Raw genomic sequence first — 14259 nt, 5'->3', positions numbered from 1 at the left:
CCCCCATGGAGTACCTCATGCGGAACAAGCCCTTATCCCTGGCCGTCACCGCCACCGCCGCGCTGGCCGTGACCGCCGGCCTCGGCGCGCTCGCCCCCACCGCGCAGTCCAGCCCCGCCGCCGCCCCGGCCTTCGCGCCCTCGGTGCTGGCCGAGACGCCGGACGGCTTCGCCAGTGTCAACGCCGAGGGCCAGAACGGCACCACGGGCGGCGCCGGCGGCTCCGTCGTGATGGTGAGCGACGGCGACGCGTTCGCCGAGGCCGCCGAGAGCGACGGCGCGCTGATCATCCAGGTGGACGGCTCCATCTCGCTGGACGGCATGCAGGACGTCGCCTCGGACAAGACGATCATCGGCATCGGCTCCTCCGGCGCGATCACCGGCGGCGGCCTGGACGTCGACGGCTCCAGCAACGTGATCATCCGCAACCTCACGTTCACGGGCGCGGGCGACGACGCGATCAACATCACCGACGGCGCCCACCACGTGTGGGTCGACCACTGCGACCTGTCAGGCGCGTCCGACGGCGCCCTGGACATCAAGCGCGGGTCGGACTTCGTCACCGTCACCTACAACCACTTCCACGACCAGCAGAAGAACTCGCTGATCGGCCACTCCGACGGCAACGGCAGCCAGGACCTGGGCAACCTGCGGGCCACGTACCACCACAACTTCTTCGAGGGCACCGCCGAGCGCAACCCGCGCGTCCGCTTCGCCGACCCGGTGCACGTGTACAACAACTACTACCTGGACATCGGCGGCACCGACTCCTACGGGGTCGCCACCGCCATGGACGCGGGCGTGCTGGTCGAGGCCAACTACTTCGAGAACGTCGAGTCGCCCACCAAGATCCAGATCTTCGAGTCGGACCCGGGCCGGCTGGTGGAGCGCGGCAACATCTACGACGGCTCCGGCACCCCCGAGTCCGCCGGCACGGTCACCGAGCCGAGCACCTACTACGACTACACGCTGGACGACCCGGCCGACCTGCCGGGCCTGATCCCCGGCGCCGTCGGCGTCGGCAAGCTCGGCTGACCGGGGGCTGGAATGCGTAGATTCATGGCGGCGCTGCTCGGCGCCGGACTCGCGCTCACCCTGGCCCCCGTGGCCCAGCCGGCGACGGCCGCCCCGGCGGTGGCGGCGGACGCCCCCATCGGCTTCGCCGCCGTGTCCGCGCTGGGGCAGAACGGCACCACCGGCGGCGCGGGCGGCCCGGAGATCAGGGTCTCCGACGCGGCCGGCTTCATCGCCGCGATCGGCGCCGACGGCCCGGTGACCGTGCTGGTCGACGGCATGATCACGCTGCCGGCCGGGATGTACGACGTCAGCTCCGACACCACGATCCTCGGTGTCGGCGCCAACTCGGGCATCACCGGCGGCGGCCTCAACATCGGGCTGCCGGTGGACGACGGCATCACCTCGCCGTCGGCCGACGCGGTGCACAACGTCATCATCCGCAACATGAACTTCCGGGACGCCAGCGACGATTCGATCAACGTCCAGATGTACTCGCACCACATCTGGATCGATCACAACGATCTGGCGGAGGGCTACGACGGCCTGATCGACATCAAGCGCGGCGCCAGCTACATCACCGTGTCCTGGAACCACACGCACAACCACACCAAGAACATGCTCCTCGGCCACGACGACGACAACGGGGCCCAGGACGCCGGATACCTGCGGGTCACCTACCACCACAACTGGTACGACAAGACCCCGCAGCGCAACCCCCGGGTGCGGTTCGGCAATCCGGTGCACATCTTCAACAACTACTTCCTGGACAACAGCGACACCGGCCCCGCCTGCCAGGCGGACTCCGGCTGCCTGGTGGAGAGCAACTACTTCCAGGACGTGGAAGAGCCGATGACCAACAGCTACTCCGGTCCGGAGGGCAATATCGTCGAGCGGAACAACCACTACGAGGGCGAGTGCGGCCCCGCGGTGACCGGCGGCGAGGTCATCGACCCGGGGGAGTTCTACGACTTCACCCTGGACCCGGCCGCCCAGGTCAAACAGATCGTCATGGCCGGCGCGGGCACCGGCGTCGTCGGTCCCTGACGCCCTCGGCTCCGAAGAAGTCAGCCCCCAAAGGGAGTTGAGGGTATGGAGAGCGGCCCTCCCGGCACGGAGGGCCGCTCTTCCCATCCGTGCTGCCGTTCGGGCAGGGCCACCCCCCACGTCTCCGGGCGGTCAGCCGCCCTTGCGCACGGCCCGCAGGTACTCGCGGTTCATCGTGGTGATGGACGCGAGCGGGATGCCCTTGGGGCAGACCGTGGTGCACATCCCGGTGTTGGTGCAGCCGCCGAAGCCCTCGTCGTCCATCGTGTCCACCATGTCCAGCACGCGGCTCTCGCGCTCCGGGGCGCCCTGCGGCAGGACGTTGAGGTGGACGACCTTCGCCGAGGTGAACAGCATGGCCGAGCCGTTGGGGCAGGCGGCCACGCACGCGCCGCAGCCGATGCACTCGGCGTGCTCGAACGCGGTGTCCGCGGCGGCCTTGGGCACCGGGGTGGCATGGGCCTCCGGGGCGCTGCCGGTGGGCGCGGTGATGTAGCCGCCGGCGCCGATGATGCGGTCGAACGCCGACCGGTCCACGACCAGGTCCTTGACCACGGGGAACGCGGCGGCGCGCCACGGCTCGATGTCGATCACGTCGCCGTCGGCGAAGTGCCGCATGTGCAACTGGCAGGTGGTGGTCCGCTCCGGGCCGTGCGCCTGGCCGTTGATGACCATGCCGCAGGCGCCGCAGATGCCCTCGCGGCAGTCGTGGTCGAACGCGACGGGCTCCTCGCCGCGCAGGATCAGGTCCTCGTTCAGGGTGTCGAGCATCTCGAGGAACGACATGTCGGGGGAGATCCCGCTGACCTCGTAGGTGGTCATGGCGCCCTTGGCGTCGGGTCCCGACTGCCGCCAGATGCGCAGGGTGAGGTTCACGCGTAGCTCCGCTGGGTGGGGTGGACGTACTCGAAGACGAGGTCTTCCTTGTGCAGGACGGGCGGCGCGCCCTCCCCTCCGTACTCCCACGCTGCCGCGTAGGAGAATTCCTCGTCGTTCCGCGCGGCCTCGCCGTCGGGCGTCTGGCTCTCCTCGCGGAAGTGGCCGCCGCAGGACTCGGCGCGGTGCAGGGCGTCCAGGCACATCAACTGGGCCAGCTCCAGATAGTCGGCCACGCGATTGGCCTTCTCCAGGGACTGGTTGAGCTCGGTGCCGGTGCCGGGCACCTTGACGCGCCGCCAGAACTCCTCGCGCAGGGCCGGGATGCGGTCCAGCGCCTTGCGCAGCCCGGACTCGCTGCGGGCCATGCCGCACTCGTCCCACAGCAGCTCGCCGAGCTCCCGGTGGAACGAGTCGGGGGTGCGGTCGCCGTTGTTGGACAGCAGGGTGTAGAGGCGGTCGGTCACCTCGAACACGGCCTCGGTGACCGCCGGGTGCTCGGGGGAGACCTCCTCGTGCGGGTGCCGGGCGAGGAAGTCGGCCAGCGTGGCGGGCAGGATGAAGTACCCGTCGGCCAGGCCCTGCATGAGCGCGGAGGCGCCCAGCCGGTTGGCGCCGTGGTCGGAGAAGTTGGCCTCGCCGATGGCGAACAGGCCCGGCACGGTGGTCTGGAGGTCGTAGTCCACCCACAGGCCGCCCATCGTGTAGTGGATGGCCGGGTAGATCCGCATCGGCACCCGGTAGGGGTCCTCGGCGGTGATGCGCTCGTACATCTCGAAGAGGTTCCCGTACTTGGCCTCCACCGCCTCGCGGCCCATGCGGGCGATGGCGTCGGCGAAGTCCAGGTAGACGCCCTGGCCGCCGGGGCCCACGCCGCGGCCCTCGTCGCAGACGTTCTTCGCGGCGCGGGAGGCGATGTCGCGGGGGACCAGGTTGCCGAAGGAGGGGTAGATCCGCTCCAGGTAGTAGTCGCGCTCGTCCTCGGGGATGTCGGCGGGCGCGCGGGTGTCGCCGGCCTCCTTGGGCACCCAGATGCGGCCGTCGTTGCGCAGCGACTCGCTCATCAGCGTCAGCTTGGACTGGTGGTCGCCGGAGCGCGGGATGCAGGTGGGGTGGATCTGGGTGAAGCAGGGGTTCGCGAAGTACGCGCCGCGCCGGTGGGCGCGCCAGATGGCGGTGGCGTTGGAGTTCTTCGCGTTGGTGGACAGGTAGAACACGTTGCCGTAGCCGCCGGTGGCCAGCACCACGGCGTCGGCCATGTACGTGTCCACGCGGCCGGTGATCAGGTCGCGGGCGACGATGCCGCGGGCGCGGCCGTCCACCACGATCAGGTCCAGCATCTCGGTGCGCGGGTGCATCTCCACGTTCCCCGCGGCGATCTGGCGGGAGAGCGCCTGGTACGCGCCGAGCAGCAACTGCTGTCCCGTCTGGCCGCGGGCGTAGAAGGTGCGGGAGACCTGGACGCCGCCGAAGGAACGGGTGTCCAGCAGGCCGCCGTACTCGCGGGCGAACGGCACGCCCTGCGCGACGCACTGGTCGATGATCTCCACGGACACCTGGGCGAGCCGGTGCACGTTGGACTCGCGGGCGCGGAAGTCGCCGCCCTTGACGGTGTCGTAGAAGAGGCGCTGGATGGAGTCGCCGTCGTTGCGGTAGTTCTTCGCGGCGTTGATGCCGCCCTGCGCGGCGATCGAGTGGGCGCGGCGCGGGGAGTCCTGGTAGCAGAACTGGATGACGCGGTAGCCCTGTTCGGCCAGGGTGGCGCCCGCCGCGCCGCCGGCCAGGCCGGTGCCCACCACGATGACGGTGTGCTTGCGGCGGTTGGCCGGGTTGACCAGCTTGGCCTCGAAGCGGCGCCGGTCCCAGCGCTCGGCGATCGCGCCGGCGGGGGCGGCGGTGTCGGCCAGCGGCTCGCCGGTGGTGTAGTCGAGGTAGCTGCCGTGGTGCGTGGTCATTCCACAACTCCCGTCATCACGCCGATGGGTACGGAGAGGAAGCCGGCGGTCAGAACGAGGGCGAGACCGTTGGCGGAGACCTTCAGCAGCCGGTCACGGGTGGCGCTGCCCGCGCCGAGCGTCTGGGCGGCGCCGTAGAAGCCGTGCCGGATGTGCAGGCCGACGGCGAGCATCGCCACGATGTAGATGACGTTGCCGTACCAGGTGTCGAAGGTGGCGACGATGTTCTCGTAGGGGCGGCCGTGCTCGCCGTTGGGGTTCACCGTGCCGGTGGTCAGGTCGAGGATGTGCCAGACGACGAACAGCCCGACGATCACCCCGCCCCAGCGCATCGTACGGGTGGCGTAGCTCGTGCGGCCGCGCTGGTGCACGTACTTCACGGGGCGGGCGGCCAGGTCCCGGCGGCTGAGCTGGTACGCGGCCACTGCGTGCGCGACCACGGCGGCCACCAGGGCGACCCGCATGATCCACAGGAACCACTCGTAGTGCAGCACCGGCTCGCCGATGGTGCGCAGCCAGTGCGCGTAGCCGTTCATGTCGTCGGGGCCGAAGAAGACCTTCAGGTTCCCCACCATGTGCGCGATCAGGTAGGACAGCATGATCAAGCCGCTGACGGCCATGACCGTCTTCTTGCCGATCGTCGAGTCCCACAGCCGTCGCCAGCCGGGCCCGCGGCGGACCGGAGGTGTCTGCCGAGGGGCCGGGGAACGGCGATCAGTGCGCGTCGCCAAAGCCATGATCCGAAGGTAGGGCGGACCCGGAGGATCAGTCCAAGACATAGAACTGCTGATTCCGATAGGCGTAGGCTATCGACATGCAGTTGCAGCAGCTCCGGTATTTCGCGGCCGTCGCCGAGACCCGGCACTTCACCCGGGCGGCGCGCCGCGAGCACGTCGCCCAGCCGTCGCTCTCCCAGCAGATCCGCGCCCTGGAGCGGGAGCTGGGCGCCGAGTTGTTCCACCGCGCGCGCGGCCACATCTCGCTGACCGACGCCGGCGCGGCGCTGCTGCCGCTGGCCCGGCGCATCCTGGCCGACACGGAGACGGCCCGCCGCGAGGTGCAGGAGGTGGCCCAGTTGCGGCGCGGCCGGGTGCGGCTCGGCGCCACGCCCAGCCTGTGCGCCAGCCTGGTGCCCGGCGTGCTGCGGACGTTCCGCGACAGCTATCCGGGCGTCGAGCTGTTCGTCCACGAGGACGGCTCCCAGGACCTGGTGCGGATCCTCGCGGCGGGGGAGCTGGACCTCGCGCTGATCATCACCCCGGTGCCCGGGCAGGCCCCGGCGCTGACCACCGAGGAGCTGCTGCGCGAGGAGCTGGTGGTCATCTCCTCACCGGCCGCCCCACCGCCGGTGCCCGGCCGGTACATCGGCATCGGGGACCTGCGGGACCGGCCGCTGGTGATGTTCCGGCACGGCTACGACCTGCGGGAGCTGACCCTCGCGGCCTGCCACGGCGCGGGCTTCGAGCCGGCGTTCAGCGTCGAGGGCGGCGAGATGGACGCCGTGCTCGGCTTCGTGCGGGCCGGGCTGGGGCTGGCCGTGGTGCCCAGCATGGTCGCCGACCGCTCCGGGCTGCGGGCCACCCCGTTCGCCCCGCCCGGGCTGCACCGCACGATCTCGGTGGCCCACCGGGGCGATGTCTCACCGCCGCGCGCGGCCCGCGAACTCCAGCGCATCCTGCTGAGTCACCGCCGCTGAACGCCGCGCGTGTGCGTCAGGCGTCCGGATCGGCCGGCTCCGCCCGGGCCGCGGCCCGCGCCTCGACCGCCACCGCGGCCAGCGCCAGCAGCCCGCCGGTCAGCAGGAACAGCGGCAGCAGCATCCAGACGAACACCGCGCACAGCGCCCAGCCGAACGCCAGCAGCACCGAGCCCGCCACATCCTCCCGGGCCCGCCCGACGGCCTCCCGCACGGCGCCCGCGGCATCCGCGCCCGGCCGCCAGACCGCCGCGGTGCGCAGCAGCAGCACCGCCCACGCCGCCAGCAGGACCAGCGTGACGGCCTGCATGCCGCCCGAGCCGGGGATCACCCCGGCCTGGGCCAGCGACAGATTCCACAGCAGCACCAGCGCGACGCCGGTGAACGCCAGCCCCGCGAGCCACAGGGCGCGGCAGGCCGCCGCGAAGTCCCGCAGCAGCTCCGCCACCCGCACGCTGTCCCCGGACAGATGCCGCCGCAGATGCGCCGTGCCGGCCGCCAGCGCCGGAAGGGCGGTGACGACCGGCAGAGCCAGCAACGCGACCAGGGCACCGGTGATGACGACCTCGCCGAAGAGGGCCAGGCCGGTGTTCCACCGCCGGTTCGCCGTGCGGTCCATGGTGCTCAGCCCTTCAGTCCCTGCGTGGCCACACCCTCGACGATATAGCGCTGGAAGAGGATGAAGAAGATCAGCACCGGAACGAGCGCCAGCATCGCCGCCGCCATCTGGCCGCCGTAGTCCGACACACTCGTCTGGTCGGCGAACTGCCGCAGCATGAGCGGCAGCGGGTACTTGTCCGGGCTGCGCAGATAGATCAGCGGCGCCAGGAAGTCGTTCCAGCTCCAGATGAACGCGAAGATCGACGCCGTCGCCAGCACCGGCCGCATCAGCGGCAGCATGATCGAGTAGAAGATCCGCAGATGCCCCGCGCCGTCGATGCGCGCCGATTCGTCCAGCTCCCGCGGCACGTTCCGCATGAACTGCACCATGAGGAAGACGAAGAACGCGTCGGCCGCCAGGAACTTGCCGACCAGCAGCGGCAGATAGGAATCCGTCCAGCCGATCTCGTTGAACATGATGAACTGCGGAATGATCACCACGTGGAACGGCAGCAGAAGCGTTCCGATCATCAGGGAGAAGAAGAGCTTCCGCCCCGGAAACTCGATGCGGGCGAAGGCGTAGGCCGACACCGAACACGACAGACAGACGCCGATCACCGAACCGACGGCCAGGAACACCGAATTACCGAAGTAGTTCCAGAACGATATGCCACCGATTCCGTCCAGCGCCGAACGGAAGTTGTCCATCGTGGTCTCGTCCGGAATCAGTCCCGTCTCGCCGATGATCTTGTCCGTCGGCCGGAACGACGACAGCAGCATCCACACGCCCGGGTAGAGCATGACCACGAGCAGCGCCCACACGAAGAGGTGGAACCCCACCGTCCGGAGGGTGCGCCGCCGCTTGGCGCGCCGCTGGAGCTGATCCGCTTCCGGCCGCTGCCCGGTCGGCCGGTCAGTGAGGGTGGTGGCGCTCATCGGCCCTCCCCGGAGTAGTGGACCCAGTACCGCGAGGTGCGGAAGAAGATCAGCGTGATGATGCCCACCACGATGACCAGCAGCCAGGCCATCGCCGCGGCGTAGCCCAACTGCCCCTGGCCGAAGCCGCGCTGGTACAGGTACAGCGTGTAGAACAGCGTCGAGTTGGCCGGACCGCCGCGCCCGCCGGAGATGATGAACGCGGAGCCGAAGATCTGGAAGGAGTGGATCGTCTCCAGCACCAGGTTGAAGAACAGCACCGGCGACAGCATCGGCAGCGTGATCCGCGTGAACTTGCGCCACGCGCCCGCCCCGTCCACCTCCGCCGCCTCGTACAGCTCACCGGGGATCTGCTTGAGACCGGCCAGGAAGATCACCATCGGCGCGCCGAACTGCCAGGCGGCCAGCAGGATCATCATCGGCATCGTCTTGCCCGGGTCGCCGACCCAGCCGCCGTTCCAGGTGCCGAAGAAGGCACCCATGTCGTCGATGATGCCCTCGTCGTTGAACATCGCCTTCCACACGATGGCGATGGAGACGCTCGCCCCGATCAGGGAGGGGGCGTAGAACATCGAGCGGTAGGGGCCCTTGCCGCGCCGCCGGTTGTTCAGCAGCATGGCCACGCCCAGCGCGGCGGCCAGCTTGATCGGCGTGCCGACGACCGCGTAGGTCAGCGTGACCTCGACGGAGTCCATGAACCGCGGGTCGTCGATCAGGCGGGTGAAGTTGTCGAAGCCGATCCACTCGCCGCCGCGAATGGGGTGGTAGTTGGTGAACGCCAGGTAGAGCGAGGCGATCATGGGCCCGGCCGTCAGGGCTATGAAGCCCAGCAGCCAGGGAGCGAGGAAGGCGTAGCCGGCCCGGCTCTCGGCGGCCCGCCGCGACGGCCGCTTGGTCTGCGGCCGTCGCGGGAGCTTGCCGGTCTCCGGTGCCCGGGACGCCTCATGGGCGAGGGTCATGCGGAGCTTCCGTTCATCATCCGTACGTCGGGTCGGTGCGGGACGTCACGAGGTCACCAGCAGGTTCTCGGCCTCGGAGAAGAAGCGCTCGACGAACTCGTCCACGTCGATCTGCCGGAAGCTGAACTCCTGGCCCAGCACCTCGACATACTCGGTCTCCAGGGCACCGAAGCCCTCCGGCTGGAACGGCACGGTGGCGGTCGCGTTGCCCTCGTCGCGCAGCCGCTGCTCGAACTCGATGATCCGCTGGTCCAGGCTGCCCTCCTCGACATCCAGGGCGTCCAGGCGGCCCGACGAGGCCGGGATGCCCAGGTCGGTGCCGATGATCTGGCCCGCCTCCGGGTCGTTGATGAGGAAGTCGATCAACTGCGCGGCCTCCTCCGGGTGCTCGGAGTTGGCGCCCATGGCGAGCTGCATGGTCGGCTTGAAGAACGCGTGCTTCTGCCCGTCCGGGCCCGACGGCAGCGGCAGGAGCTGGATGTTCTCGCTGCCCAGGTCGGTGGAGTAGGAGTGCAGGAAGTTGTCCCAGTGGAACTCCGCCGCGGCCTCGTTGCTGGTGAAGCCGCTCTTGGGCAGAAGCTGCTCACCGCGCTCGGCCGGGAAGGTGACGTCCTCCGGCGAGCGGATCGGCTCCGCGGTGTTGATCCAGTCGCGCAGGTCGTCCTCGGTGAAGTTCATCTCGCCGTTCTCCGCGAACGGCTCGATGCCCTGCTGGATGAGGTTCGCCATGAACAGCCACCACGTCATGGTGTAGTCGCCGCCGCCGTACACCTGCGGGTCCATGTCGGCGCCGGCCGCGCTGACCTCGGCGATGAAGTCGTTGTACTCCTCCCAGGTGTAGTCCCACTCCGGCGGGTCGATGCCCAGCTCCGCCAGCAGGTCCGGGTTGTACATGAGGGCCAGCGTGTTCGTGCCGGTGGGCACCGCCACGAGCTGCTCGTTGGCCTCACCGGAGGAAAGCAGTTCCTCGTCTATCTGAGAAACGTCGAGCGAGCCGCCGTCGGTGAATTCGCTCATGTCGTACAGCAGGCCTTGATTGGCGTATTCCAGCAGGCGCGAGACGTCCATCTGCATGACGTCCGGCAGCTCCCCGGAGGTGGCGTCCGTGCTGCGCTGCGTCCAGTAGTCCTGGAACTCCGCGAAGCTGGTCTGAACCGTGATATTCGGGTTCGCCTCCTCGAAGAGGTCGATCGCGGCCTCGTACCGCTGGGCGCGCTCGTCCGCACCCCACCAGGTGAAGTTGAGCGTGATGTCGCCACCTCCCTCACCGCTGTCGCTGTCGGAACCACCGCACGCGGTAAGTGCCAGCGAACCCGCGAGGGCCAGGGCGAGACCACTCATCGCGGTCTTTCTGATTGACATAGGAGCCTCCCTGCTCTGCCAATGCGTAACAGCACTTCAGGAGCGGTGTCACAGCCTTCTCAGCCCCCGGCGGCACCCGAAGTGAATCGTTACAATACCGTCGGGGTCGGCGGGGGCAACCGGACGGCGGGTAACTATTCGGAAACGCCGTTGCGGTCCTTACGACCTCTGTCAACGGCCTCAGATTTGTTGCAAGTTACAGCAGTTGCACGCGGTAACAGTGGTGGCACGGGCCGCCCGGGATCCTCCGGGCGGCCCGGCGTGCAGGCCCTGTCCGGCCGATCTTGCCGGGCCCACGCCGCCATACACGGCACCTCGCTGCTCCCCCAGACTTCTCCCCCAGCTAACGCTGGGAGGTGCCCCCAGGGAGGTGCCCCCAGCCGAATCGCGCGAGTACGTCCCCCAGCCTGGCGGCTGGGAGGTGCCCCATGCGTACGAGTGGCGATCCGGTGCCTTGCTGGGGGTACCTCCCAGGCCCCCAAGGGCCTGGGGGAGCACCGCGTCATGGGGGTACCTCCCAGGCCCCCGAGGGCCTGGGGGAGCCAGGGGCTGATCCTCCCCCAGACTCCGTCCGGGGGGACCCCCATCGACCGACCGGACAGGACCTAACCATTCAGCGCTGGCTAACCAGTCACATACCGGATGGCGGGTCGCGCCGGACGGTCCATGTCCGCCCCGATGAAGAAGCCCGGGTGCGGCGGCTGGTTGTAGGCCACGTTCTGCCAGGCGACCCCGAGGCGGTACTGCGGGTCGTGCATCAGGGTGCGCAGGCGCAGGTCCGTCTCCTCGGTGGTGGTGAAGAGCCGCAGCGCCGACTCGTCCTGGGTGCGGTAGATGACCTCCTCACGCCAGTCGCCGTACAGGTCGGCCTGGAGCACGGGGTTCCCCTTGGTCCAGTTGTTGGTGTACGTGCCCTCGGGGTGGAAGATCTCGTTCTGCGCGCCGTTCTCCCAGTCCCACTTGGCGATGTACGGCACGCCCGCGGGGTCACTGGCCTCGTTGAACGTGTGGTCGAGGATCTCGCGCAGCGGATCGCCGTCCCACCAGATCATGTGGTTGGCCGACGGGATGGTGTTGCCCAGCAGGGTGCCGTCGGCCGCGCGCAGCTCGCCCTCGCGGGAGTTCCACGCGCCGGTCGCGGTGACCGCCCAGCCCTCGGCGCCAGCGTGGGTCGGATCGATGTCGCCGGCCGTGCCGCGCCCGATGTCGCGGCTGGCGGGCATGTCGTAGAGGATCTCGCCGGTGGCGGCGTCCCGGAACGTGGCGCCCCGGTTGCCCGACGCGCTCATGCTCTCGTGGACGGCGAACACCTCCAGCCCCGGCCGGCTCGGGTCGAGATCGCTGACGTGCGCGGCGTCGCCGTGGCCGAGACCGGTGTTGTAGAGGGGAGTGCCGTCGTCGTCGATGGTGAGCGAGCCGTAGACGATCTCGTCCCTGTGGTCGCCGTCGACGTCGGCGACGGACAGGTTGTGGTTGCCCTGTCCCTCGTACTCGTCGCCGTACTCGTCCGAGTCGAACGTCCAGCGCGCCTGAAGCGACTCTCCGTCGAAGTCGAAGGCGGCCAGCGTGGTGCGCGTGTAGTAACCGCGCGCGAAGACGACGGAGGGGTGTTCGCCGTCCAGATAGGCCACGCCCGCCAGGAAACGGTCGACGCGGTTGCCGTAGCAGTCGCCCCAGGAGCAGGTGTCCCCGCGGCCGGGCACGTAGTCGACCGTGTCCACGGCCGCGCCGGTCTCGCCGTCGAAGACGGTCAGGAACTCGGGGCCGGAGAGCACGTACCCGCCGCTGTTGCGGTGGTCGGCGTTCGCGTCACCGATCACGGTGCCGGTGCCGTCCACCGTGCCGTCGGCGGTCTTCATCGCGACCTCGGCGCGGCCGTCGCCGTCGAGGTCGTAGACCATGAGCTGGGTGTAGTGGGCGCCGGCCCGGATGTTCCGGCCGAGGTCGATGCGCCAGAGCTGCTCGCCGTCGAGCGTGTAGGCGTCGACGATGACGTTGCCCGTGTAGCCGGAGCGGGAGTTGTCCTTGGCGTTGCTCGGCTCCCACTTCTGCACGATCTCGTAGGTGCCGTCGCCGTCGAGGTCGCCCACGCTGGCGTCGTTGAGGTGGTAGGTGTACGCCTCCCCGGTCGGGGTGACGCCGCCCGCCGGGCGGTTGACCGGGATGTCGCGGTACTGCTCGGCCCACACGCCGAACTCGTCCGTCCACTCGGGCGGCTGGCCGCCGCCCACCGTCCGGACGCGGTAGACGGACTCGGTGGTGCCGTCGGGATCGGTGAGGCTGGTGGCGCCGCTCAGCGGGGTGCGGGTGATGCGCTCACCGTCGCGGTAGACGTGAAAGGCGATGTTCTCCCGGTCGAGACCGAGCATCCGCCAGCTCACGAAGACACCGTCCTCGGTGGTCACGGCCACCGGGGCGCGGTCCAGGTTCTCCATGGCACGGACCGGCGCACCGGCCGCGCTGGCCGGCCCGGGCAGCGTCACCGCGACGGCGGCGAACGCGGCGAGTCCGGCCAGGCCGGCGACGGCGAGGGGTCTGTGTCTGTTGCGTCCGGTCACGGGGACGGCGGCTCTCCTGCCCATCCGGTGCTCCTTTGCTTCCTCGGACGAGGGACTCCGTCGAGACGGGGGATCGATTTATGAATCGATTCATTCATGGGCCGTGCAGGTGGCCCGGGAACGACACCGATAGCAAGCGCTTTCGGCTGCACCGGAGTGTGGCAACGGTTGATCGGATTCGTCAAGAGTTGTGCAAGCCTGTGTGAGCGGGCGGTGTGCCCTGCGGGCGGCAGCGGCCGGTGGCCGGAATCGCAACGGGCGGACGGCGTGGGGGCGTTGGGCCGGTCATCGCCGCCGACATGACCGCCCGTTTCCTCGTCCTGGAAGATCTCTCGCCCCGCGTCGCCCTGGACCGGCTGCTTCGACGGGACGGAGCGGCAGCGCACGGCGAGCGACTGACCGCGTTCGCCCGCGCCCGCGGCGCGCTGAGCGCGGCCACCGCGGGGCGGTCCGACACCTACTACGCCCGCCGGGCCGGGCTGGGACCGGTTGACGCCGCGGGGGACCGGGCCGGACGATTCGCCCCGCTCCGCGACGAAGCGATCGCACACGCCTCGGCACTCGGGGCGCCCCTCGACGGCCGGGCTGCCCACGAACTCGCCGCGGCCATGGGCGAGCTGGCCGCTCCCGGCCCCTTCCTCGCCCTGAGCAACGGCGACTCGGAAGCCAACAACATCCTGCTCCACGCCTCCGGGCCCGCCGACGCCCGCCTCATCGACTTCGAATTCGCCGGCTACACCCACGCGTTGACCGATGCCGTGTGCCTGTACGTTCCCGGCCCGGCCTGGCTGACGGTGGGCGATCCGGCCACCACGGGTCTCGCCGACCACTACCGCCGCGCCCTGGCTCGAGGCATCCCGGAGGCCGAGGACGACCGGCGGTACGGGACGGCCTTGCCGCGGCCTGCGTGTCCTGGGCGCTCATTCGCCTCCAGCGATTCGCCACGCTCGACACCCGCTCACCGGGGGACCTCAGCCGGCTCCAGCTCATCGCGACGCTGGAAGCCGCCGCCCACACCGCCGAGACCCACCGGGCCGTGCCCCGCCTCACCTCCTGGATCCGCCGTATCGCCGCCGTCCTGCGCCGCCGCTGGCCCGACGCCGACCAGGACTTCTCCGATTCGGCGAGGTTCCCGCCCTACCGAGCACGGCACTGAGCCCGAGCGCCCCTTTCGCACCGAAGTCCGGCCACCGGATGACCGGAACCGAGGCACCGGCGGTGGGCCGCGGGCTGTCAGTCGCCTGGTGCGTGATCCGC

General features: G+C 69.9%; 12 protein-coding genes. 4 read left to right on the top strand and 8 right to left on the bottom strand.

What is annotated here, in order from left to right; all coding sequences use genetic code 11:
- Window positions 1-17: 17 nt before the first annotated feature.
- Together RM590_RS28465 and RM590_RS28460 are read left to right on the top strand one after the other, a co-directional pair.
- A complete protein-coding gene (locus RM590_RS28465) occupies window positions 18-1034 on the top strand; it encodes a pectate lyase family protein (RefSeq protein ID WP_311707606.1) in 1017 nt (338 codons plus the stop codon).
- Between the two features lie 12 nt (window positions 1035-1046).
- The gene (locus tag RM590_RS28460) at window positions 1047-2060 is read left to right on the top strand and encodes a pectate lyase family protein (RefSeq protein ID WP_311707605.1); all 1014 of its coding nucleotides are present in this window, start codon (window positions 1047-1049) and stop codon (window positions 2058-2060) included.
- Window positions 2061-2192: 132 nt separating this feature from the next.
- Here RM590_RS28460 and RM590_RS28455 read toward each other — a convergent pair whose 3' ends face one another.
- From RM590_RS28455 to RM590_RS28445, 3 genes are read right to left on the bottom strand one after another with little or no spacing between them, the layout of a single operon-like run.
- Complete coding sequence (locus RM590_RS28455; protein ID WP_311707604.1) at window positions 2193-2936, bottom strand: succinate dehydrogenase/fumarate reductase iron-sulfur subunit; 744 nt, start codon at window positions 2934-2936, stop codon at window positions 2193-2195.
- A complete protein-coding gene (locus tag RM590_RS28450) occupies window positions 2933-4891 on the bottom strand; it encodes a fumarate reductase/succinate dehydrogenase flavoprotein subunit (RefSeq protein WP_311707603.1) in 1959 nt (652 codons plus the stop codon). Before RM590_RS28450 ends, RM590_RS28455 begins: the two co-directional genes overlap by 4 nt.
- Complete coding sequence (locus RM590_RS28445; protein ID WP_311707602.1) at window positions 4888-5628, bottom strand: succinate dehydrogenase; 741 nt, start codon at window positions 5626-5628, stop codon at window positions 4888-4890. Before RM590_RS28445 ends, RM590_RS28450 begins: the two co-directional genes overlap by 4 nt.
- A gap of 77 nt (window positions 5629-5705) precedes the next feature.
- Between RM590_RS28445 and RM590_RS28440 the strand changes: the two genes are divergently transcribed.
- Window positions 5706-6587: a LysR family transcriptional regulator gene (locus tag RM590_RS28440; RefSeq protein WP_311707601.1), complete on the top strand. Its 882-nt coding sequence runs from the start codon at window positions 5706-5708 to the stop codon at window positions 6585-6587.
- Between the two features lie 16 nt (window positions 6588-6603).
- Here the strand turns inward: RM590_RS28440 and RM590_RS28435 are convergent, their stop codons facing one another.
- The 5 genes from RM590_RS28435 to RM590_RS28415 form a co-directional block, all read right to left on the bottom strand.
- Window positions 6604-7206, bottom strand: coding sequence for a hypothetical protein (locus RM590_RS28435; RefSeq protein WP_311707600.1), 603 nt, complete (start codon window positions 7204-7206; stop codon window positions 6604-6606).
- Window positions 7207-7211: 5 nt separating this feature from the next.
- Complete coding sequence (locus RM590_RS28430; protein WP_311707599.1) at window positions 7212-8123, bottom strand: carbohydrate ABC transporter permease; 912 nt, start codon at window positions 8121-8123, stop codon at window positions 7212-7214.
- Entirely contained in the window at window positions 8120-9082 is a 963-nt protein-coding gene (locus RM590_RS28425) for a carbohydrate ABC transporter permease (protein WP_311707598.1), read from the bottom strand. The genes RM590_RS28430 and RM590_RS28425 overlap by 4 nt, the downstream gene beginning before the upstream one ends.
- Window positions 9083-9127: 45 nt before the next feature.
- Window positions 9128-10444: an ABC transporter substrate-binding protein gene (locus RM590_RS28420; RefSeq protein ID WP_311707597.1), complete on the bottom strand. Its 1317-nt coding sequence runs from the start codon at window positions 10442-10444 to the stop codon at window positions 9128-9130.
- A 623-nt stretch (window positions 10445-11067) separates the two neighbouring features.
- Window positions 11068-13026, bottom strand: coding sequence for a rhamnogalacturonan lyase (locus RM590_RS28415; protein WP_311707596.1), 1959 nt, complete (start codon window positions 13024-13026; stop codon window positions 11068-11070).
- Between the two features lie 883 nt (window positions 13027-13909).
- On the opposite strand from RM590_RS28415, the gene RM590_RS28405 reads away from it, so the two are divergent.
- The gene (locus tag RM590_RS28405; RefSeq protein WP_311707697.1) at window positions 13910-14158 is read left to right on the top strand and encodes a hypothetical protein; all 249 of its coding nucleotides are present in this window, start codon (window positions 13910-13912) and stop codon (window positions 14156-14158) included.
- The last annotated feature ends 101 nt before the right edge of the window (window positions 14159-14259 follow it).

The organism is Streptomyces litchfieldiae (assembly GCF_031845365.1).
Lineage (GTDB): Bacteria > Actinomycetota > Actinomycetes > Streptomycetales > Streptomycetaceae > Streptomyces > Streptomyces litchfieldiae.
The sequence above is the reverse complement of the archived record's forward strand: the minus strand, read 5'-3'. Positions and strand labels throughout refer to the sequence as shown.

Excerpts from the sequence above, each read along its gene's own strand:
- RM590_RS28465 (WP_311707606.1), top strand. The coding sequence starts at position 18 with ATGCGGAACAAGCCCTTATCCCTGGCCGTCACCGCCACCGCCGCGCTG.
- RM590_RS28460 (WP_311707605.1), top strand. The coding sequence starts at position 1,047 with ATGCGTAGATTCATGGCGGCGCTGCTCGGCGCCGGACTCGCGCTCACC.
- RM590_RS28420 (WP_311707597.1), bottom strand. The coding sequence starts at position 10,444 with ATGTCAATCAGAAAGACCGCGATGAGTGGTCTCGCCCTGGCCCTCGCG.
- RM590_RS28435 (WP_311707600.1), bottom strand. The coding sequence starts at position 7,206 with ATGGACCGCACGGCGAACCGGCGGTGGAACACCGGCCTGGCCCTCTTC.
- RM590_RS28450 (WP_311707603.1), bottom strand. The coding sequence starts at position 4,891 with ATGACCACGCACCACGGCAGCTACCTCGACTACACCACCGGCGAGCCG.
- RM590_RS28440 (WP_311707601.1), top strand. The coding sequence starts at position 5,706 with ATGCAGTTGCAGCAGCTCCGGTATTTCGCGGCCGTCGCCGAGACCCGG.
- RM590_RS28425 (WP_311707598.1), bottom strand. The coding sequence starts at position 9,082 with ATGACCCTCGCCCATGAGGCGTCCCGGGCACCGGAGACCGGCAAGCTC.
- RM590_RS28415 (WP_311707596.1), bottom strand. The coding sequence starts at position 13,026 with ATGGGCAGGAGAGCCGCCGTCCCCGTGACCGGACGCAACAGACACAGA.
- RM590_RS28430 (WP_311707599.1), bottom strand. The coding sequence starts at position 8,123 with ATGAGCGCCACCACCCTCACTGACCGGCCGACCGGGCAGCGGCCGGAA.
- RM590_RS28445 (WP_311707602.1), bottom strand. The coding sequence starts at position 5,628 with ATGGCTTTGGCGACGCGCACTGATCGCCGTTCCCCGGCCCCTCGGCAG.